This is a genomic window from Pseudomonas sp. FW215-R2 (assembly GCF_058789255.1).
In genome coordinates this window covers 104,459-123,921 of the sequence record NZ_JBYTBO010000006.1, presented here as the reverse complement: position 1 = coordinate 123,921, position 19,463 = coordinate 104,459, and the positions used below count along the sequence as shown (strand labels likewise).

18 protein-coding genes are annotated in these 19,463 nt (G+C 60.6%); 9 read left to right on the top strand and 9 right to left on the bottom strand.

All coding sequences use genetic code 11. The features are described from left to right. Positions 1–123 precede the first annotated feature (123 nt). Complete coding sequence (locus tag AC3WRD_RS10700) at positions 124–819, top strand: DNA-3-methyladenine glycosylase (RefSeq protein ID WP_102620853.1); 696 nt, start codon at positions 124–126, stop codon at positions 817–819. 54 nt (positions 820–873) lie between these two features. After that, positions 874–2,190, top strand: coding sequence for a bifunctional DedA family/phosphatase PAP2 family protein (locus AC3WRD_RS10695; protein ID WP_102620854.1), 1,317 nt, complete (start codon positions 874–876; stop codon positions 2,188–2,190). On the opposite strand, the gene AC3WRD_RS10690 is transcribed toward AC3WRD_RS10695, so the two are convergent. Together AC3WRD_RS10690 and AC3WRD_RS10685 are read right to left on the bottom strand one after the other, a co-directional pair. Continuing rightward, positions 2,187–2,765: a hypothetical protein gene (locus tag AC3WRD_RS10690; protein ID WP_102620855.1), complete on the bottom strand. Its 579-nt coding sequence runs from the start codon at positions 2,763–2,765 to the stop codon at positions 2,187–2,189. The two genes, AC3WRD_RS10695 and AC3WRD_RS10690, sit on opposite strands and share 4 nt — an antisense overlap. A 48-nt stretch (positions 2,766–2,813) precedes the next feature. Beyond that, positions 2,814–3,014: a hypothetical protein gene (locus AC3WRD_RS10685; RefSeq protein ID WP_102620856.1), complete on the bottom strand. Its 201-nt coding sequence runs from the start codon at positions 3,012–3,014 to the stop codon at positions 2,814–2,816. 194 nt (positions 3,015–3,208) lie between these two features. On the opposite strand from AC3WRD_RS10685, the gene AC3WRD_RS10680 reads away from it, so the two are divergent. From AC3WRD_RS10680 to AC3WRD_RS10670, 3 genes are all read left to right on the top strand, one after another. Next, complete coding sequence (locus AC3WRD_RS10680) at positions 3,209–5,056, top strand: hypothetical protein (RefSeq protein ID WP_178081849.1); 1,848 nt, start codon at positions 3,209–3,211, stop codon at positions 5,054–5,056. After that, a complete protein-coding gene (locus tag AC3WRD_RS10675) occupies positions 5,053–6,675 on the top strand; it encodes a hypothetical protein (RefSeq protein WP_178081850.1) in 1,623 nt (540 codons plus the stop codon). The genes AC3WRD_RS10680 and AC3WRD_RS10675 overlap by 4 nt, the downstream gene beginning before the upstream one ends. 286 nt (positions 6,676–6,961) lie before the next feature. Continuing rightward, positions 6,962–8,410, top strand: coding sequence for a hypothetical protein (locus AC3WRD_RS10670; protein ID WP_178081851.1), 1,449 nt, complete (start codon positions 6,962–6,964; stop codon positions 8,408–8,410). A 12-nt stretch (positions 8,411–8,422) separates the two neighbouring features. On the opposite strand, the gene AC3WRD_RS10665 is transcribed toward AC3WRD_RS10670, so the two are convergent. Genes AC3WRD_RS10665 through AC3WRD_RS10655 form a run of 3 tightly spaced genes read right to left on the bottom strand, consistent with a single transcriptional unit; the run spans position 8,423 to position 10,102 of the window. Continuing rightward, positions 8,423–9,013 (bottom strand): LON peptidase substrate-binding domain-containing protein, encoded by a 591-nt coding sequence (locus AC3WRD_RS10665; protein WP_102620857.1) that lies wholly within the window; start codon positions 9,011–9,013, stop codon positions 8,423–8,425. Between the two features lie 10 nt (positions 9,014–9,023). Then, positions 9,024–9,740, bottom strand: coding sequence for an LrgB family protein (locus tag AC3WRD_RS10660; protein ID WP_096820777.1), 717 nt, complete (start codon positions 9,738–9,740; stop codon positions 9,024–9,026). After that, positions 9,740–10,102, bottom strand: coding sequence for a CidA/LrgA family protein (locus tag AC3WRD_RS10655; protein ID WP_007958636.1), 363 nt, complete (start codon positions 10,100–10,102; stop codon positions 9,740–9,742). Before AC3WRD_RS10655 ends, AC3WRD_RS10660 begins: the two co-directional genes overlap by 1 nt. A gap of 193 nt (positions 10,103–10,295) precedes the next feature. Here AC3WRD_RS10655 and AC3WRD_RS10650 point away from each other — a divergent pair, with 193 nt between their 5' ends. The 3 genes from AC3WRD_RS10650 to AC3WRD_RS10640 all read left to right on the top strand — a co-directional run bounded on the left by AC3WRD_RS10650 (position 10,296) and on the right by AC3WRD_RS10640 (position 13,258). Next, positions 10,296–10,751: a MaoC family dehydratase gene (locus tag AC3WRD_RS10650; protein WP_007909575.1), complete on the top strand. Its 456-nt coding sequence runs from the start codon at positions 10,296–10,298 to the stop codon at positions 10,749–10,751. 110 nt (positions 10,752–10,861) lie between these two features. Next, entirely contained in the window at positions 10,862–12,589 is a 1,728-nt protein-coding gene (locus tag AC3WRD_RS10645; RefSeq protein ID WP_102620858.1) for a C13 family peptidase, read from the top strand. 27 nt (positions 12,590–12,616) lie between these two features. Continuing rightward, a complete protein-coding gene (locus AC3WRD_RS10640) occupies positions 12,617–13,258 on the top strand; it encodes an oxidoreductase (RefSeq protein WP_096820775.1) in 642 nt (213 codons plus the stop codon). A gap of 34 nt (positions 13,259–13,292) precedes the next feature. On the opposite strand, the gene AC3WRD_RS10635 is transcribed toward AC3WRD_RS10640, so the two are convergent. The 4 genes from AC3WRD_RS10635 to AC3WRD_RS10620 form a co-directional block, all read right to left on the bottom strand. Further along, positions 13,293–13,577 carry a YceK/YidQ family lipoprotein gene (locus AC3WRD_RS10635; RefSeq protein WP_039771878.1) on the bottom strand — a complete coding sequence of 95 codons (285 nt, stop codon included), beginning with the start codon at positions 13,575–13,577 and terminating at the stop codon, positions 13,293–13,295. Further along, the gene (gene ubiX, locus AC3WRD_RS10630) at positions 13,570–14,205 is read right to left on the bottom strand and encodes a flavin prenyltransferase UbiX (protein WP_011336112.1); all 636 of its coding nucleotides are present in this window, start codon (positions 14,203–14,205) and stop codon (positions 13,570–13,572) included. Before ubiX ends, AC3WRD_RS10635 begins: the two co-directional genes overlap by 8 nt. Further along, positions 14,202–15,551, bottom strand: a complete 1,350-nt coding sequence (mpl, locus tag AC3WRD_RS10625) for a UDP-N-acetylmuramate:L-alanyl-gamma-D-glutamyl-meso-diaminopimelate ligase (RefSeq protein ID WP_007958628.1) — start codon at positions 15,549–15,551, stop codon at positions 14,202–14,204. Before mpl ends, ubiX begins: the two co-directional genes overlap by 4 nt. Positions 15,552–15,621: 70 nt before the next feature. Then, positions 15,622–17,538, bottom strand: a complete 1,917-nt coding sequence (locus AC3WRD_RS10620; RefSeq protein WP_102620859.1) for a sigma-54-dependent Fis family transcriptional regulator — start codon at positions 17,536–17,538, stop codon at positions 15,622–15,624. 301 nt (positions 17,539–17,839) lie between these two features. Here AC3WRD_RS10620 and exaC point away from each other — a divergent pair, with 301 nt between their 5' ends. Continuing rightward, complete coding sequence (gene exaC, locus AC3WRD_RS10615) at positions 17,840–19,360, top strand: acetaldehyde dehydrogenase ExaC (RefSeq protein ID WP_096820773.1); 1,521 nt, start codon at positions 17,840–17,842, stop codon at positions 19,358–19,360. The last annotated feature ends 103 nt before the right edge of the window (positions 19,361–19,463 follow it).

The window sequence follows — 19,463 nt, the reverse complement described above, 5'->3', positions numbered from 1 at the left end:
CGGGACTAACAGCGGTGACGGGCGGATGGTCGAAATGGACGGCGATTTGCCGATGTTCAGCCGTAATTAAGGCTCGGATTGTTATCATCACGACCTCTTTCGCCTGGATAAACACCGTTTGCCATGTCCAATCTGACCGTTCGTGCCCACGCCGAGCGCCTGCCGATGGGCCTTCCGGACGCTTTTTTCGACCGTGACGCCCAGACGCTTGCCCGGGACCTGCTCGGCAAAGTCATTCGTCACCGGGTCGGCGACCTGTGGCTCAGTGCCCGGATCATCGAAACCGAAGCGTATTACTGCGAAGAAAAAGGCAGCCATGCCTCCCTCGGCTACACGGAAAAGCGTAAGGCTTTGTTTCTGGATGGCGGCCACATCTATATGTACTACGCCCGTGGCGGCGATTCGTTGAACTTCAGTGCACAGGGTCCTGGCAATGCGGTGCTGATCAAATCGGCCTATCCATGGGTCGATGAAATCAGCGGCCCGGCCAGCCTGGCGCAGATGCTGCTGAACAACCCCGATGCACAGGGTCGCCCGCGACCGTCGCAAAAGCTTTGCGCCGGGCAGACCCTGCTGTGCAAGGCCCTGGGGCTAAAAGTGCCGGTGTGGGATGCCAAGCGTTTCGACCACGACATACTGCTGGTGGAAGACACCGGCCCCGCGCCAGGCCACATCATCCAGACCACCCGCCTGGGCATCCCCCACGGGCGTGACGAGCATTTGATGTATCGCTTCGTTGATGCGGCCTACGCCCAGTGGTGCACCCGGAACCCGCTGCGCCGGGGTCAGGTCGAAGGACGCGATTATTTTCTGCTGTGAATTTCCCCTCTGCGGTACGCCGGTCAGGGACATCAATGAAATGGAGTGTGTTGTATGGGCCCATGGCTCGATAGCGTGACCGGGTGGCTGGCCGCCAATCCGCAGTGGCTGGCCGCCGCAGTGTTCGTCGTAGCCTGCGTTGAATGCCTGGCGATTGCCGGGCTGATTGTTCCCGGCACCGTGTTGCTGTTTGCCGTGGCAGTGCTGGCCGGCAGCGGTGCGCTGTCGTTGAGCGAAACCCTGTTGCTGGGTTTCCTCGGCGGGATTCTCGGCGACGTGATTTCGTACTTCCTGGGCCGCCACTTCCACCAGAACATCCGGCGCCTGCCGGGCTTGCGCCATCACCCGGAATGGATGGCCGGCGCAGAGACCTATTTCCAGCGCTACGGTATCGCCAGCCTGCTGGTCGGGCGTTTCATCGGCCCATTGCGACCGATGTTGCCGATGGTCGCCGGGATGTGCGACATGCCCTTCCCGCGCTTCGCGGCCGTGAGTCTGCTGGCGGCGGCGGGCTGGAGCATCGCGTACCTGCTGCCGGGCTGGGCCACCGGGGCGGCGATTCGTCTGCCATTGCCGGAGGGTTTCTGGCTGCAGGCCGGGATCGTCGCCGCCAGCATTGCGGTGATGGTCGGCCTGAGCGCCAACAGCAGCCTGCGCCGCCATCGTCGGGCAACAATCTGGATCAGCAGCATGAGCCTGCTGATCCTGATCGGTCTGTTTGTCGGTTACCCATACCTGACCGCCCTTGATCAGGGCGTCATGACCCTCGTACAGGAACACCGCAACGCGGTGCTCGACGAGGTCGCGGTGGTCTTTACCCTGATCGGCGAGTTCCGCAACATGCTGGTGTTCAGCATTTTGCTGACCGGCCTGTTGCTGCTGTGCCGCCAGTGGCGTCAGGCAATCTTCGCCGGTAGTACCCTGCTCGTCACCGCGCTGGCCAACACCGGGACCAAACTGTTTTTCGCCCGGGTACGCCCGGAAGTGCTGACCGACCCGTTGACCAGTTACAGCATGCCCAGCGGCCACGCGTCCGGATCGTTCGCGCTGTTCCTGACCCTGGCGGTGCTGGCCGGACGTGGACAACCGCCAAGAATGCGCCTGACCTGGCTGTTGGTCGGCTGCATTCCGGCACTGGCGATTGCCTTGTCACGGGTGTACCTGGGGGCACACTGGCCAACCGATGTGCTGGCCGGCGCAATGCTTGCCGCCTGTGTCTGCGCCGCGAGCCTGTGGCTGATTCAGCGCCGCTCCCCCCTTGAAGCGATGCCGCAGAAAGTCTGGTGGCTGGTGTTGCCGGCACTGGTCGCCTTGTTCGGTTTCTTCGTGTTGCGGCATTTGCCGCATACATTGTTGCGATATTCGTACTAGGCGACGGCAGACAGCGCCGAAGGTTGGGTTCTCAAGACGAACGACACTGGCACGGGGTTGTAGGCATTGTGCTCGGTGTCGTTCGGATTCCTGTCGAGGAAGTACTTGAGACCTCCCTTTGTTTCGTGTTGAAACAGCCCCAGCTTCTTCTCGACACTGACTAGCGCCACAGAAGCCGGATTGGAAGGTAAGTCGCCAAAAGACTTCAACTTCCCGGCGTAGGTTTCCAGCTCGAAGTAGCTGCCGATATTCTTGTCCACCAGAAGATGCCGGGAGCTCTGATCCATCCGCAGTCGCCAATTGAAATAGCGCCCGACAGTCTTGACGCCAAGGGTGTAACGCCCCTGATTATCCGGAACAAACTCAAACAGCAGCGGCTCCGCATCGTCATGATCCGCCAGGGTAATAATGCGCGATGCAACTTCGTCATTAAGAGAAATTTCCGCACTCAATCGTTGACCCGTCGTAATTCGCGGATGCTTTAAACGCTGCTCCATCACCTGATAGTTGATGACAAGCGGAAGACCACCCGCAAAAAGATGCCCCGTAAATGTAGTATTTTTTGCATTGGACATATAGCAACTCTCTTGTTATTTAAACCGGACAAATACTCAACCGAGACTTCACTTGTCAGTTGTCGGCACCGCAACGTCAAGCTCGCTCTTCACCCGTTTGCGCTTGCGCCGTTCAAGGACCATCGAGTCAGCGTAGTAACCTGCGCCCTTGATGATGATATCGCTATTCAGATCGACGCCTGCATGTTTGAAAATATACTTCCCGGCGATGTCATCCCAGAAAGCCCACTCATCTTCGTAAATCGTCATATCGTCCTCCTTGATGATGAAGCCCGTTTCATTCGGGTCGACTTCAAACTAGAGGAACAACAACGGACAATCAACCCGCAGAGCACTTCAAACACAATACAAAAAACAACAATACAATCAGAAAAACAATAACTACTGAAACCTTCACCCCTTCATGCCAGATTCAATCGACACATCACTGCAGAGTATTGATTTTGGCCAAGACATTTACTGCAAACACTGAAACTATTCTTACAGCGCCAATTACAATTTCCGACATTAACGTTCCAACCACTTCACCAACAGTAGAAACGGAAGGCACTTCCGAAAAATCCCCTGATCTGCGAGACCTGGACAAGTTGTTCGGTCCCCTTCGATTTGGCGAGCTGACCGTGAGCCGCCAGGAGCTTCAAGCACTTGGAGCCCGGATCAACGGCGAGCCCGTTACAGCGTCCAACACGTACTTTCCCGAGCCCGATCAGGTCTTCACCGACGGACTGGAGCTCGACCCTGTTCAGGTTGAGCAACGGATCAAGTCAATCGATGGACAAGCGCGTCAACGGGTACCGGAATTACTCTACGAAATCGTCACCCTGCGCTCTCCCGATGCAGCGCCATTGCTGCGTGAAATGCCTGCGGGCGATTCTGCTGTCGCGATGAACCAGATCAATCGCTTGCTGGCCTCCACCCAGCGCCTGGATATCCACAGGAGCCCGTTGCCCGAGCATTTGCCGAGCTGGGTGGACAAGACCAAGAGTCGCGGGATGACCAGCATGGGGGCAGGACTGCAGGCTTACGGGCTGTACAGCGCCTACATGGGCGCCATCGACGCCCTCAGGAAAGGCCAGATGGGTGAGGCACTGATCAATATCGGCGGCGGCCTCACGGAGATCACCTCACTGGGCCTGGAGTACGCACTGAGCAAGACTGGTGAACGGATGCTCCGCCAAGGCTCCATGGCCTTCGAGCAATTCGGCAAGACGTCCATGGGCAAATGGCTCTGTCGAAGTGCAGGGTTGATCGCCAGTGTGCTGACGCTGCCCTTCGATATCTACACCGCCATCAAGTCCTTCAATGATGCAGCCAAGGCTCAGGGCAAGGAGGCGCAGGATCTGTATGTCACTGGCGGACTGAGTGTGTTCAGCGGCGCATTGTCCATCGCCCTTGGCTGCGCGGCACTGATGGGATTTCAGGCCGCCGGCCCGGTGGGCATTGCAGCAGCGGCGATCATGATTGTCGGTGCCAGAGTCTATGGCGCCGTGCGCATGGTCGACGACATCGACGATTACATAGAGCTGACCGTGAACGAGCGCTGGCGTGCCGGCTGGTTTGCGTTCACCGGACAGGATCAGGACAAGGCGCTGATGGATCGCTACCTGATTGCCAAAACCACGAGCGACTACGCCAAAGCCCTGAAGACCCGCAGCCTCGGCTGGCTCGACAATGAATTCAAGGACAGTGTCGACGCGATCGTCAATGGCCGGTTCGAAGTCAAGTTGCAGCCAACCCGCATCTATCGCTACCAATGGGATGAATCGAAGGGCGAAACGCCCTACACCCTCGAAAACCTCCCCGTCATCAGTGACACAGATGACACGTATGATGCGAGGGAAGGTTTACCCGCCGCAAACGATTTGATCATCAAGGCCAAGAGTGATCCCGTCAAAGGGATTTTCTGGAGTCTTGGTGGCGGTAATGACCGCGTGCAAGGCGTGCGGGAAAAGCCGAACTTCTTCAGTTATACCGCCGGCAGTAAAAGCCTGAGCGGTGGCAACAAGGACGACTCCTTTCTGTTTCAGTCGGCATCCGAAGCGCTCTCATCCGATCCGATCAAAGTGAGTGATCTGTCGGGAGGTGACGGCACCGACCTGTTGTGGCTGCAAGGCAATCACCGACACGAAAACCATGGCCCCAATCCTCCGCGTCATATCGGTTTTGACATCGACCTGAAAAACGGCAGGCTGGCATTACACCCTGCGGATCCAGCGCTGGAACCTGTGCTGCATTCGACGCTCAAGTCCGTCGAAAGGTCGAGACCCTCGCCGGTGCGATCAATCGCGTGACCGGTACCGACGAGGCGGAAATCATTGCCGCCAATGGGGATGACGATGTTGATGCCGGGGGTGGGGATGACCTGATTTCCGTTCGCGGTTTCCATAGCACCGTCAAGGGCGGCAGCGGCAGTGACACCTATGTACTCGACCCGAGTTGCCGCAAGGTTTTCATCCACGAAGATGGCCAGGAACCCAGCAAGGTCTATCTGGGCGTAACGCTTGAAGCGATCCAGCGCTGGTACATCCGCGATGACGCTCTGGTGATCGAATCACTGCGCGACGATGACGTCCGGTCGCCGAGACGTGAACTGGCGCTAGAGGCGGTGTACCGGACTGTCGATGGCAAACGTTCCCTGCGCAACGATAAATGGGCGTTCATTACCCAGGACGGCTACCATTTGCAGCCCGTATGGCCGGCTGAAACCCCAGACCTCGCCGACTTGACCGTGAGTGTCAGTGTTCTGACCGTCGGTATGCCCGGACCCGCCCCGGTGCCGGTCAACGATCGCCCTTGTACCCTCGCGAAGAATCCGCACTCGCACTACTTCATTTCCCGTCAGATCTATCACACGATCCTGGTGGCCGCGCAAAGTGACAAACCCACTCGCAGCACTCTGTATGTCGACTACGACAGCACGGAAATCGACGAAGTCCGCGCCCTCTACACCGTTGAAAAAACAACGCCAAACGCCTTCACATTTCTCAGCTACACGAATGTCCACTTCACCCTCACTTTCGGTCATGGCGGCCTGCTTTCATTGCACGGTGCCGTGAGAGAGCGTCCGGGCAGGAAAAGTGACATGGGGGCCGGGATCATGGCCTCCGGCTGGCAAATGAATCATGCCTTGACGCTGGTCATGCGAGACGGTGTTTCCTATCGCCTCGGTTATCCCGACAACGCCTATCTCGATGATGCAAGGAACACCGGCTACCGTCAGATCCAAAGCCGCGCCTCACTGCACAAGCGCGCGGGCCAGTACATTTTCATCCGGCCTTCTGTCGAAAAGCGCACCTTGAAGACAACCCCTCAGCGGATCGATTTCAACGCTGCACCGCACAGCGCCATCTACGCACTTGAGGGTCGATCGGCGCACTACGAAATCCATCCCGCCAGCCACATGTCCATCCGGCTCTCGACCGCCCCGGCCGACGCAAGCGTCAGCGGTTCTTCGAGCTGGGCTATCTACACCGCGCAGTTGGAAGAAACCATCACCCGGCGCGAGCTCGCCATCAGCAACGACCTGCTGAAGATCGGCAGCCTTCACATTCATCTGCCGGACAGCCGCGACCCTTCGCTGCCACTGGAGAGTGTCGATGTGATTGTTTCGTCAGGACACCGTTACCGGGTCAATGCCCTGTTCGATGTCATCAGTCTTTACGCCCTCGACGCACGAGGCTGCGCCTCGACCCAAGCCATCGTCACGCTGATCGAGGAACACAGGCAGCACGATGAACTGGAGAGCGACCGAGTCCACGTTCAATACATTCGATTGCCGCAGTTCCCGTCAGGAAAGATTTTCTACCTCGCGGATTCCGGTCGCTGGCAGGTCGACAGCGACCCGACGCGTCAGATCGAGGCCGGGCAACTGGTCATCGAACAACCTACGGCCGTAAAGCCGACAGTCTGAGTGTTTTTTTCAACGTCCAGTCGTCAAGGAATGACACATGCGCCCCAAACCACCTGCTGCCTCCAACGCCCCGAAAAGCAATACGCCCGGCCAGTCTGCCCCGGGATCGAGTCGAGTGCGGCCCGACGCTGATCTGCCGTTGCTGCATCAATTGCCGTTGCCCGGGACACATCGGCCTGGGGCTACTACCGATCAAGTTCACGGCAACCGTCCTCAGGGCAACGCTGCCCCAACGAATGTCAAAATCTCCGACCTGTCCACCCTCCCCCCCGAATCGCACAGCGGGATGAACCGCTATCTGTTGAATCCGGCCTTGCTGCGCAACATGCAACCTGCGGACAACGACGGTTTTCGCTTTGTCGTCGGTCGGCGGTTCGTCGACATCAAAGACATCGGCACCGTGCATGTCGAGTTCGACGCGGGTCTTGGCACTTATCGGGCGACGGATCTTTACGGAAAACTGCCAGCGGGACCCGCGCTCTACAGAAATACCGACGATACGACCTGGAGCCCGGCCCGGCAGATGGAATTGCCAAACCCATTGAAACGCCCATTGCCCGAACCCGATCACAGCAGTGAACAAGTGCCGGCCAAACAGCTTCCGGTCTCGCCACTGTCGGCACGGGAAGCGACATCCCGACTGCTTGGCGACTCACTGCTCAAGATGTATCCGCTGCTGACTCATGGCCAACGTGTCGAGCTGCTGCGCACCTACAATCTTTCGCCAGGGCAACACATTCGGTTGCACAACGACCTGATTGCCAGCCCCCAACGGATGCCGGAGTGGGCCGAACAGCACCAATCACTCACCCTGGATGTGAACGATCCGACTCGCTTTGACACGCTGCGCCAGGAAATCGAACCCCTGCTGCTGCCCGTAAGAAACGGCAAGTTGCGCAGCGATCTGGTGGACTTCGACAAAAGTGTCAGCCGCGATTTTCTCGACGCTTTCCTGGCCACTCTCGGCTACCAGCGCAACAGCAGCGACTGCCTGTACCGCACCGACATTCCCGGCCTGTTCCGGGCGGACGAGCGCACGCCTTTCGAGTTCCACAACGACGGACGCATGCTGCCTCGCTTGAAACACCCGCGCGGCGCCACGACCGAGAAACCGATCAGCGCCACGGTCAGCCACAAGCTGGTGAAGATGTATGGCGGCAAGGGCACCGACGCTCCCGATCCGGAATACCTGCGCTACAACAGCCAAAGAAACAAATACCCCGGCAAAAAGCCGGGCGAGCCCGATAACGATTCCGGGAATTCCGATAACGACTGGTCCGATGTTTCAGACATGGAACTGGACGTCGAACGCAATTACGAGACGATCCGCCACAATCAGCAGTTCATTTTCGCCTACGTCATCGATACACGAAGGATGGAAGTGGTCCTCAACGAAGAGAACCACCTGCTCAATCTGGCTGCGCTGGAAAAAAGTGCCTGGTTTCCCGAAGACGAACTCGAAGCGTTGATTTCCACGTCGAAGCGGGGCATTGAATCGGAGCGTCTCTGGCTGCTGGACTCGACCTTCACCCGTGCGGCGAAGGTCGATGATGTCGCCGCTGAAGCCCAAAGCAGCTACATCGGCAGCGACATCGAGGCGCGGACCCACAGCGGCGTGGCCAATCAACGTGAATACGATGCCTTGATCGATGCGGTGGCCAAGGCAGGCAAGCCGATCCTCTCACTGCCGAGCGGCAAGGACTGGTTCGCCAACGACATCGTCTGGCCCGAATAACCTGAACGCGTCTTAAGCGAACAACTCGCCCTGCAATTCATCGAGCAGCGCCTGGATCGCATCCAGTCGCTGCTGTGGGTCGTCGAGTTGCAGCAGGTCGATCTTGTCTTCCTCGGCGAACGGCAGCAGATACGCCAACTGATTGGCCAGTGATTGCTGCCCGGCCGCTTCGATGCCCATGTTCAGCGCCTCGACCATCGGGTGCTCGGCCAGGGCCTTGAGCAGCGCCACCAGATCAGCGTCTTCATCCTGCAAGGGTTGCTCGGGTTCGTCGTCCAGCCACTCGACTTCGGCGACGATCAGTTGATCGCGTTGCACTTCGGTGCGCTGCACGATGAACCGGCGCCCGCCCTGCACCCGGATGCCCAGCAGTCCGTTGTCCTGCTGCTGGAAATCGGTGATGCGCGCTTCGCAGCCGACCATGGCGAAACCTTCGGGGGCGACGCCGACTTCGCTGCCTTCAAGGATGCACACCACGCCGAACCCACCGCCCTGCTTCATGCAGCGGCCGATCATGTCCAGGTAGCGTGCCTCGAAGATCTGCAAATCCAGATTGCAGCCGGGAAACAGCACCGTGTTCAGCGGAAAAAGCGGCAGACTCATAGACATTTCCTTACACCACCATCGACACCGCCAACGGCAGGAACACCGCCGTGGCCACGCCCATCAGACTCATCGCCAGCGCCGCGAAGGCGCCGCACTCATCGCTTTCCTGCAACGCCACCGACGTACCGACCGCATGCGCCGTCATGCCCAGCGCCATGCCGCGCGCCTCCGGGCTATGCACGCCGAGGCGGGTCAGCAGCGCCGGGCCGAAGATCGCGCCGATCACCCCGGTGATCAACACGAACACCGCGGCCAGCGCCGCGACGCCACCGATCTGCTCGGCTACCAGCATGGCGATCGGCGAGGTCACTGACTTGGGCGCCATGGTCATCAGGATCATGTGATCGGCGCCGAACCACCAGCCCAGCGCCACGCCCATGCCCGTGGCGACCACCCCGCCTATCACCAGCGTAGTAAAAATCGGCCAGAACAATTGGCGGATGCGCCGCAGATTCAGATACAGCGGCACCGCCAGTGCCACGGTCGCCGGGCCCAGCAGAATGCTGAGGATCTCGGTGCTCTTGCGGTACTCGACATAAGTCAGGCCGCAACCCACCAGCACACCGATCACCAACAGCATGGAGACCAGCACCGGTTGCAGGAAAATCCAGCGGGTTTTCTCGAACGCCGCCAGCACCAGTTGATAAGCCCCCAGGGTGATACCGATGCCGAACAGTGGATGGTGAATCACCGAAGCCCAGGCACCTTGCCAGTCGAACAGCATCAGGATTCCTCCGAATGCGGGGCGTGACGCTTGACCAGCCGTTGCATCAGCACACCGGCGAAGGCCATGGACAGAATCAGCGAGACCACCAGCGCACCGACGATGGCCCAGAAATCGGCGGCAATGGCCGTGGCGTAAACCATCACGCCCACCGCCGGCGGCACCAGCAGCAACGGCAGATAACGCAACAGACTGCCGGCGGCGAGATTCAGCGGCTCGCCGACTTCACCGCGCACGATCAGGAACACCAGCAACAGCAAAAGGCCGATGATCGGCCCCGGCAGCACCGGCAACAGCAAATGATTGAGGGCGGTGCCGAGCAATTGAAACAGCACCAGCATGGTCAGGCCGCGTAGCAACATCCGTCATCTCCGTCCGACATCCCGCCAAGCACGGGCCGGGCATTATAAGCACGCCTGCGCTATGGATCGGCATTCGCCAAAAGCATGGTCGGTTGACCTGAGCAAATCGTCATGATGATCTACAGTGGTTCGCAGGGCGGTCAAATCCCCCACCTGAAAAACTATAAAACCGATGAACCCAAGGAGAGTCTCAATGCCCTATGTTCCAGTTGCAGAGCTCAAAGATTATGTCGGCAAGGAACTCGGACGTTCCGAATGGCTCACTATCGATCAGGAGCGCATCAACCTGTTCGCCGAAGCCACCGGGGATTATCAGTTCATCCATGTCGACCCGGTCAAAGCCGCGCAAACGCCATTTGGCAGCACCATTGCACACGGTTTCCTGTCGTTGTCGCTGATCCCCAAACTGATGGAAGACATCCTGATCCTGCCGCAAGGCGTGAAGATGGTGGTCAACTACGGCCTGGACAGCGTGCGTTTCATCCAGCCGGTCAAGGTCAATTCCAAAGTCCGGCTCAAGGTCGACCTCGGTGAAGTGACCGAGAAGAAACCGGGCCAGTGGCTGCTCAAGGCCACCGCCACTCTGGAGATCGAAGGCTCGGACAAACCGGCCTACATCGCCGAACCGCTGTCGCTCTGCTTCGTCTGAGTGCCGGGATGCGAAGCGGCTCACGCTGTTTCGCATCCACTCCCCTCTGCCGGCTGTATAAGGTCACATAGCTGCGGCATACTCGGTCGCCTAATTGCCCGGATCCCGCTATGCGCTCACTTGCTGCTCTTGCACCGCTTGCCTTGACCCTGATGCTCACCGCTTGCGGCGATGGCGAATCGCTGTTGCCCCCGGATGCGCGCCTGCCCGATGGCGGACGCTATCGCGGCGAGCTGGTCAACGGTCTGCTGCAAGGCCAGGGCCGGGTCGACTACCCGAACGGCAGCTGGTACGCGGGCGAGTTCGACAAGGGCCAGTGGCACGGTCAGGGCGAATGGCACGGCAGCAACGGCGAGGTTTATCGCGGGAATTTCCAGCAAGGCCTGTTCGACGGCCAGGGCTCACTGACCACCCACGGCGGCAGCTACACCGGCAGTTTCAAGCTCGGCCGGCGCGAAGGCGAAGGCACCCTCAAAGAAAACGCGATGACCTATCGCGGCGAATTCAAGGCCGACCAGTATTCCGGGCTCGGCCGTCTGGAGCTGGACGACGGCAGCTCCTATCAAGGCCAGTTCGCAAACGGCAAACCCAACGGTGAGGGCCAGCGCGGCGATGCCAGCGGCAATCAGTTCACCGGCCATTTCGTGAACGGCCAGCTCGAAGGCAACGGCACCTTCAACAGCGCCGACGGCGACATCTATGTCGGCGGCTTCAAGAACAATCAGCTACACGGCAAGGGCCGCTACGAAAACGCCGACGGCGACGTCTGGCTCGGCCAGTTCAAGGAAGGCGCGCTGACCGGCAAGGGCGAGTTGATCGGCGCCGACGGCAGCCATTACACCGGCTACTTCAATGACTGGCGCTTCAGCGGTCAGGGCCGACTGAACCTGTCCGACGGCAGTTTCTACATCGGCGGGTTCGACAGCGACAGCTACGCGGGCCGAGGCACGCTGGTGCTGACTGACGGCAGCGTGCTCAGCGGCACCTGGATCAACGGCCAGCGCGTGCGCGACGCCGACGGCAAATTGCTGCCCGATACACTCGAACTCGGCCTGTTGGCCCAGGGCCGCCTGCTCGAGGAAGCGCTGGCCAATGTGCCAGCCTCGACCCCGGCGGTGGAGTTGTACTCCCTGACCCTCGGCGGCGACGGCAAACAGAGCGTGTTCCTGCGCGAATCCGATTACGTGGCCAACATGCTCGCCAGCCGCTTCGGCGCCTTTGGCCAGATCCGCCTGGTCAACCATCGCGACCACCTCGGTGACCGGCCGATGGCCACCCGCGAAAATCTGCGCCGCGCGGCGTTGACCCTGGCCGAACGCAGCGGCCCGGAAGATCTGGTGTTCATCTACCTGACCAGCCACGGCACCGCCGAACATGAACTGGTGCTCGACCAACCGCGCATGGAACTGGCCGACCTGCCCGCCGACGAACTCGCCGCCGTGCTCGCACCGCTGAAGAACCGCGACAAGATCATTGTCATCTCCTCGTGCTATTCCGGTGGTTTCATTCCGGCGCTGAAGGACGAACGTACGTTGATCATGACCGCGTCGCGCGCCGACCGGGTCTCGTTCGGTTGCTCCGAAGAAGCCAACTTCACCTACTTCGGCGATGCCCTGTTTGCCCAGGCGCTGAACCAGACCGATGATCTGGAGCAAGCCTTCAAACTGGCCAAGGCCACCGTCGCCGAGCGCGAACTGGCGGACAACTTCGAAGCCTCGGAACCGCAGATCTGGGCGCCGAAAACAGTGCTCGCCCATTGGCAGCTGCTGCGCAAGCAGCAAGCGAGAAAAGCGTTGCAAAGTGCTGCGTTGAACGACGGAGCGACAAAGAGCAACTAAGCTGAACAGTATCAAGGGAGAGACACTATGTACTTGACGCCTCAGCATGTCTTGCTTGCCGGAGCCACCGGGCTGACCGGTGAACACCTGCTCGACCGTTTGCTCAACGAACCGACGATCACTCGCGTCCTGGCCCCTTCACGCCGGCCGCTGGCCGAACACCCCCATCTGGAAAACCCGGTCGGCGACCCGCAGACCTTCCTGCCGCAACTGGCCGGTCGCGTCGACATCGCCTATTGCTGCCTCGGCACCACCATCAAACAGGCCGGCTCCGAAGAGGCGTTTCGCGCCGTGGATCTGGACATGGTCGTGGCGTTTGCCAAACGCGCCCGGGAAATGGGCGCACGGCACCTGATCGTGATCAGTGCCCTGGGGGCTGATCGCCGATCCTCGATTTTCTACAACAAGGTCAAAGGCGAGATGGAACACGCCTTGCGCGCGCAGGACTGGCCGCAACTGACCATCTGCCGGCCTTCGTTGTTGCTAGGGGATCGCAGCGAGCCACGGCTGGGCGAGCAGCTTGCCGCACCGTTTTCGAAACTGATTCCCGGCAAATACCGCGGCATCGAAGCCTGCCAACTGGCCCGGGCCATGTGGCGGCTGGCGCTTGAGGAACAGGACGGAGTGCGGATCGTCGAGTCAGATGAGTTGAGAAAGCTCGGCAAGTAAAAACAAAAAATCGCAGCCATCGGCTGCGATTTTTTTAGAGCCCGCCAGTCGCCTGAAAGCCTACGCCGATCACCGTCAGCAACGACAACGGCAACAGCAGCGTATCGAGCAACGCACTGGCCGGCAGGTCCACCCCGGGATAGCTTGGCGCCTCGGCTCCGAACCGATCCATCGCACAACACCCGCCATTCATCGCATACAGATCCAGCCGCGTGCCGGAATACACCACCGGCGCGCCGGGCTTGGCGGCATCGAGCGTGCGTGCCGTGGCGCAGCCGGTCAGTTGCAATATCAGCAGGATCGCCAGCAGCTTATTCATCGCTGCTCAGGTGATGCTCGCCCCAGCGCGGCAGCATGTCCTGGGGAATGCCCAGCAGATTGAGAATCCGCGCCACCACGAAATCGATCAGGTCATCGATGGTCTGCGGCTGGTGATAGAAGCCCGGCGAGGCTGGCAGGATGGTCACGCCCATGTTCGACAGCTTGAGCATGTGCTCCAGATGAATGCTCGAATACGGCGCTTCGCGCGGCACCAGAATCAACTGGCGACGCTCTTTCAACGTCACGTCCGCCGCCCGTTCGATCAAGTTGTTGCAGGCGCCGGTAGCGATAGCCGACAAGGTGCCGGTCGAACACGGAACCACCACCATGGCGGCCGGGGCACCGGAACCCGAGGCGACTGGCGACATCCAGTCTTCCTTGCCATACACGCGGATCTGCCCGGCGGCGGCGCCGGTGTATTCGGTGAGGAACGCCTGCATCATTTGCGGCTTGGCCGGCAGTGACACGTCCGTCTCGGTAGCCATCACCAGTTGCGCGGCCTTGGAGATCAGGAAGTGCACTTCGCGATCCTCACGCACCAGGCAATCCAGCAGACGCAAGCCGTACTGGGCGCCGGACGCGCCGGTCATCGCCAGAGTGATGCGTTCCGGGCCGTTGTTGTTCATTTCAGCGCCTCGGCGAGTTTGCCGTGCAGACCGCCGAAGCCGCCGTTGCTCATGATCACCACGTGGGTGCCGGGCTGGGCCTGGCTTTTCACGCGTTCGATGATGCCTTCCAGCGAATCGCTGACGATCGACGGCACGGTGCACAACGCAGCAGTGCCCGCCAGATCCCAACCGAGGTTGGCCGGGGCGTACCAGATCACCTGATCGGCATCGACCACGCTGTCCGGCAAGCCGTCACGGTGTGCGCCGAGCTTCATCGAGTTGGAACGCGGCTCGATGATCGCGATCAGCGGTGCGTCGCCAATGCGTTTGCGCAGGCCGTCGAGGGTGGTCGCAATGGCGGTCGGGTGGTGGGCGAAGTCGTCGTAGATGGTGATGCCGCGCACTTCCGCGACTTTTTCCATCCGACGCTTGACGCTCTTGAACGCGCTCAACCCGGCGATGCCCATCGATGGCACAACACCAACGTGACGCGCTGCCGCCAGAGTAGCCAATGCGTTGGCTACGTTGTGCTGCCCCGTCAATTCCCACTCGACGACGCCTTGGGAGACGCCCTCGAACATCACTTCGAATGCCGAGCCGTCGTCCTTCAGCAACTTGACCTGCCACTGACCTCCAGCACCGGTGGTTTGCACCGGGGTCCAGCAGCCCATCTCGATCACGCGCTGCAAGGCCGGTTCGGTGGTCGGGTGGATCACCAGGCCTTCGCTCGGAATAGTCCGCACCAAGTGGTGGAACTGGCGCTCGATGGCCGGCAGATCCGGGAAGATGTCAGCGTGATCGAACTCAAGGTTGTTGAGGATCGCCGTACGTGGACGGTAGTGGACAAACTTCGAGCGTTTGTCGAAGAACGCGCTGTCGTACTCGTCGGCCTCGATCACGAAGAACGGCGTGCCGCCCAGACGCGCCGACACCGAGAAATTCTGCGGAACGCCGCCGATCAGGAAGCCCGGGCTCATGCCGGCATGTTCCAGCACCCAGGCGAGCATGCTGCTGGTGGTGGTCTTGCCGTGAGTACCGGCAACCGCCAGCACCCAGCGACCTTGCAGCACATGGTCGGCCAGCCACTGCGGGCCGGAGACGTACGGCAGGCCTTTGTTCAGCACATATTCCACCGCCGGATTGCCGCGGGACATGGCGTTGCCGATCACCACCAGATCCGGCGCCGGATCAAGCTGCGCCGGGTCGTAGCCCTGAGTCAGCTGAATGCCCTGGGCTTCGAGCTGAGTGCTCATCGGCGGATAGACGTTGGCATCGGAGCCGGTCACGTGATGGCCCAGCTCTTTGGCCAGAACCGCCATCGAGCCCATGAAAGTCCCGCAGATACCCAGAATATGAATGTGCATAGTCGACCTCGTAAAACATGGCCGCAGGGTAGCCCAGGCAGGGGAAAACCGCATCCTCGTTTTCAGGGGGTCAAGCGCTGCGGGCGATCCCGTGCTTGCGCAGCTTTCTATAGAGCGTATTGCGGCTGACACCCAGTTGTTGCGCCGTGTGGGTCATGTGCCAGCGCGTGTGTTCCAGCGCATTGAGCAACGCCAGCCGCTCGGCATCCTCCAGCGGCTGCCCGGATGACGCTTCATCGACTTTGACCAGCAGCGGTTGTACCTGCCGGAACATCGCCGGCAGATCATCCAGCCCGATCCGCCCCTCATCGCACAACGCCGCCAGCGTTCGCAGCACGTTGCGCAACTGCCGCACGTTGCCCGGCCAGTTGAAGCCCAGCAACGCCTGGCGCGCCGGTTCTTCGATCAGGATCGTTTCACCGCCCGCCTCTTCGGCCAGCAGGAAATCCAGCAACTGTGACTTGTCACTGCGCTCGCGCAACGGCGGCAGCGCCACTTCCAGCCCATTGAGCCGGTAATAAAGGTCTTCACGGAAACTGCCGTCGCCAACCCGCTCCAGCAAATTGCGGTGAGTGGCACTGATGATCCGCACGTTGACCGCTTCCGGCTCACCGCCGATCGGCACCACTTGCCGGTCTTCAAGCACCCGCAACAGACGGGTCTGCAAGGCCAGCGGCATGTCGCCGATTTCATCGAGAAACAGCGTGCCGCCGTCGGCCTGCTGCAACTTGCCGCGCATGCCGTCCTTGCGCGCGCCAGTGAAGCTGCCACCGCGATAGCCGAACAGTTCGCTCTCGATCAGGCTTTCGGGAATGGCCGCGCAGTTGAGGGCGACGAACGCTTTGCCGGCGCGTTGACTGGCGATGTGCACAGCCTTGGCGAACGCTTCCTTGCCGGAGCCGGTTTCGCCATTGATCAGCAGTGGAACGTCACGCTCGAACACCCGCAAGGCCTTGCGGAAATCCGCTTGCAGTCCGGCGTCGCCCAGGCAAATGCCAGCCAGGCGTGGCGCCTCGGGAGCCTGAGGTTTCGGCAAGACGATGGATGGCTTGCGCGACTCGCCGCGCAGCACCGCGAACAGATGCCGTCCGTCACGGGTGCGCAACGGCCAACTGGCGCTGGCATTGGCACTCGCACGCCCCAGCAATTCATCCAGTGAACAATCGAAAAACGCCTCCACCGGTTTGCCGAGCAAACCACCGCGAATGTGCCCCAGCAGGTTCAAGGCGCTCTGATTGACCGCACTGATCCGCCCTTCCCCGTCAAACGCCAGCAGCCCTTCGCTGAACAGCCCGACAGACTCGGCCTGGAGATGGAATCGCAACAACCATTGGTTATCGAAACAGCGCAGGAAGTAGCAGCTCTCGATCATCTTCGCCGACAGATTGACCAGCGCCATGGTGTGGAACTGGCTCTGGCGCGAGACGTCATGCCGCGCAGAGGAAACATCGAGCACCGCCAGCAGTTCACCGTGCGGGTCGAACACCGGGCTCGCCGAGCAGGTCAGGCCGGTGTGGCGGCCGCGAAAGTGTTCGTCCTGATGGATGGTCAGGGCCTGACGTTCCACCAGGCAGGTGCCGATGCCGTTGGTGCCTTCACAGGCCTCGCTCCAGTCGGAACCGAGCCAGAGCCCTGCGCGTTCGAAGATCTTGCGTTCGGCGGGGGCGGTGACGCAGTTGAGGATCACCCCACGGGCGTCGGTCAGCAGCACCGCGTGGCCGGCACCGGAGAGTTGTTGATGCAGGCTGCTCATTTCGTTGCCGGCGATCTGCAACACCTGTTGCAACCGTTCGCGGCTTTCGAGGACACGACCGTGTTCGAGCACGGTCGGCGCCATGGTCAGGGCCGGGTCGAGGTGATAGTCCTCAAGACAACGCAGCCACGAGCGGGCGATCGACGGGTCGGCACCGGGGCCGTGCAGGTGCGGCTTGCCCTGGGTGACGGTGAGAACCTGTTGGGCATGGCGACTCAAATGGTTGTCGTGCATTTCTTATTATTCTCCCCGAGGCTCATCGGCCCATGCGTGAAGTGGTGCCCAGCATCCTCCAGCCAACCGGTCTTTGCAATGCTGGCAAGACCGCCTGGTCACAGGTTGTGCCAGAAGCGGTACAAACTGTCACCCGAGCTGTACCGATACCGTCACAGACGCTTGCCACTTGTCCGACAGAAATCACGCAAGGCCTTGATTTGCCTGACCTGCACGGCGGTGGCCCGACCTTTGCTCTACGCTTATAGCAAGCGCTCATGCGCGTTTCTCTAATAAGTACAAAGCCAAGGAGAACATCATCATGCGTTACGCTCACCCCGGTACTGAAGGCGCCAAAGTCTCGTTCAAGAGCAAGTACGGTAACTACATCGGCGGCGAGTTCGTCGCGCCTGTCAAAGGTCAGTACTTCACCAATACCTCGCCAGTGAATGGCCAGCCGATTGCCGAATTCCCGCGTTCCACTGCCGAAGACATCGACAAGGCCCTGGACGCCGCTCACGCCGCTGCCGATGCCTGGGGCTCGACCTCCGCCCAGGCCCGCTCGCTGATCCTGCTGAAAATCGCCGACCGCATCGAACAGAACCTCGAACTGCTGGCGATCACCGAAACCTGGGACAACGGCAAAGCCATCCGCGAAACCCTCAACGCCGACATCCCGCTGGCCGCCGACCACTTCCGCTATTTCGCCGGGTGCCTGCGCGCCCAGGAAGGCAGCGCCGCCGAAATCGATGGCAATACCGTCGCTTATCACATCCATGAACCGCTGGGCGTGGTCGGCCAGATCATCCCGTGGAACTTCCCGATCCTGATGGCCGCGTGGAAACTCGCCCCGGCCCTCGCCGCGGGCAACTGCGTGGTGCTCAAGCCTGCCGAGCAAACACCGCTGGGTATCAGCGTGCTGCTGGAGCTGATCGGCGACCTGCTGCCACCGGGCGTGCTCAACGTGGTGCAAGGGTTCGGCAAAGAAGCTGGCGAAGCCCTGGCCACCAGCAAGCGCATCGCCAAGATCGCCTTCACCGGCTCGACCCCGGTCGGCTCGCACATCATGAAATGCGCGGCCGAAAACATCATTCCGTCCACCGTGGAACTGGGCGGCAAGTCGCCGAACATCTTCTTCGAAGACATCATGAAGGCCGAGCCGAGCTTCATCGAAAAAGCCGCTGAAGGTCTGGTGCTGGCGTTCTTCAACCAGGGCGAAGTCTGCACCTGCCCGTCCCGTGCGCTGGTACAGGAATCGATCTACGACGAATTCATGGCCGTCGTCATGAAGAAAGTCCTGCAAATCAAACGTGGCGATCCGCTGGACACCGACACCATGGTCGGCGCCCAGGCGTCCGAGCAGCAATTCGACAAGATTCTTTCGTACCTGGAAATCGCCAAGGGCGAAGGTGCCGAACTGCTGACCGGCGGCAAGGTGGAAAAACTCGAAGGCAACCTGGCCTCCGGTTATTACATCCAGCCGACCCTGCTCAAGGGCACCAACAAGATGCGTGTGTTCCAGGAAGAAATCTTCGGCCCGGTGGTGAGCATCACCACCTTCAAGGACGAAGCCGAAGCCCTGGCAATCGCCAACGACACCGAGTTCGGCCTGGGCGCCGGCCTCTGGACCCGCGACATCAACCGCGCCTATCGTATGGGCCGCGCCATCAAGGCCGGTCGTGTGTGGACCAACTGCTACCACCTGTACCCGGCGCACGCCGCGTTCGGCGGGTACAAGAAGTCCGGCGTCGGCCGTGAAACCCACAAGATGATGCTCGATCATTACCAACAGACCAAAAACCTGCTGGTGAGCTACGACATCAATCCGCTGGGCTTCTTCTAAAAAACCGAGGGCGGTGCCGAGATTTCGGTACCGCCCTTTTCATCCCGATGACTACTCCCTGGCCTGGCCGCTCTGGCACGGGCCTTGCGTACCCGTCATTCAG

What these genes read in the sequence shown, in the direction of transcription:
- AC3WRD_RS10700 (WP_102620853.1), top strand. Translation starts at nt 124, where the DNA reads ATGTCCAATCTGACCGTTCGTGCCCACGCCGAGCGCCTGCCGATGGGC.
- AC3WRD_RS10695 (WP_102620854.1), top strand. Translation starts at nt 874, where the DNA reads ATGGGCCCATGGCTCGATAGCGTGACCGGGTGGCTGGCCGCCAATCCG.
- AC3WRD_RS10690 (WP_102620855.1), bottom strand. Translation starts at nt 2,765, where the DNA reads ATGTCCAATGCAAAAAATACTACATTTACGGGGCATCTTTTTGCGGGT.
- AC3WRD_RS10685 (WP_102620856.1), bottom strand. Translation starts at nt 3,014, where the DNA reads ATGACGATTTACGAAGATGAGTGGGCTTTCTGGGATGACATCGCCGGG.
- AC3WRD_RS10670 (WP_178081851.1), top strand. Translation starts at nt 6,962, where the DNA reads ATGAACCGCTATCTGTTGAATCCGGCCTTGCTGCGCAACATGCAACCT.
- AC3WRD_RS10665 (WP_102620857.1), bottom strand. Translation starts at nt 9,013, where the DNA reads ATGAGTCTGCCGCTTTTTCCGCTGAACACGGTGCTGTTTCCCGGCTGC.
- AC3WRD_RS10660 (WP_096820777.1), bottom strand. Translation starts at nt 9,740, where the DNA reads ATGCTGTTCGACTGGCAAGGTGCCTGGGCTTCGGTGATTCACCATCCA.
- AC3WRD_RS10655 (WP_007958636.1), bottom strand. Translation starts at nt 10,102, where the DNA reads ATGTTGCTACGCGGCCTGACCATGCTGGTGCTGTTTCAATTGCTCGGC.
- AC3WRD_RS10650 (WP_007909575.1), top strand. Translation starts at nt 10,296, where the DNA reads ATGCCCTATGTTCCAGTTGCAGAGCTCAAAGATTATGTCGGCAAGGAA.
- AC3WRD_RS10645 (WP_102620858.1), top strand. Translation starts at nt 10,862, where the DNA reads ATGCGCTCACTTGCTGCTCTTGCACCGCTTGCCTTGACCCTGATGCTC.
- AC3WRD_RS10640 (WP_096820775.1), top strand. Translation starts at nt 12,617, where the DNA reads ATGTACTTGACGCCTCAGCATGTCTTGCTTGCCGGAGCCACCGGGCTG.
- AC3WRD_RS10635 (WP_039771878.1), bottom strand. Translation starts at nt 13,577, where the DNA reads ATGAATAAGCTGCTGGCGATCCTGCTGATATTGCAACTGACCGGCTGC.
- ubiX (WP_011336112.1), bottom strand. Translation starts at nt 14,205, where the DNA reads ATGAACAACAACGGCCCGGAACGCATCACTCTGGCGATGACCGGCGCG.
- mpl (WP_007958628.1), bottom strand. Translation starts at nt 15,551, where the DNA reads ATGCACATTCATATTCTGGGTATCTGCGGGACTTTCATGGGCTCGATG.
- AC3WRD_RS10620 (WP_102620859.1), bottom strand. Translation starts at nt 17,538, where the DNA reads ATGCACGACAACCATTTGAGTCGCCATGCCCAACAGGTTCTCACCGTC.
- exaC (WP_096820773.1), top strand. Translation starts at nt 17,840, where the DNA reads ATGCGTTACGCTCACCCCGGTACTGAAGGCGCCAAAGTCTCGTTCAAG.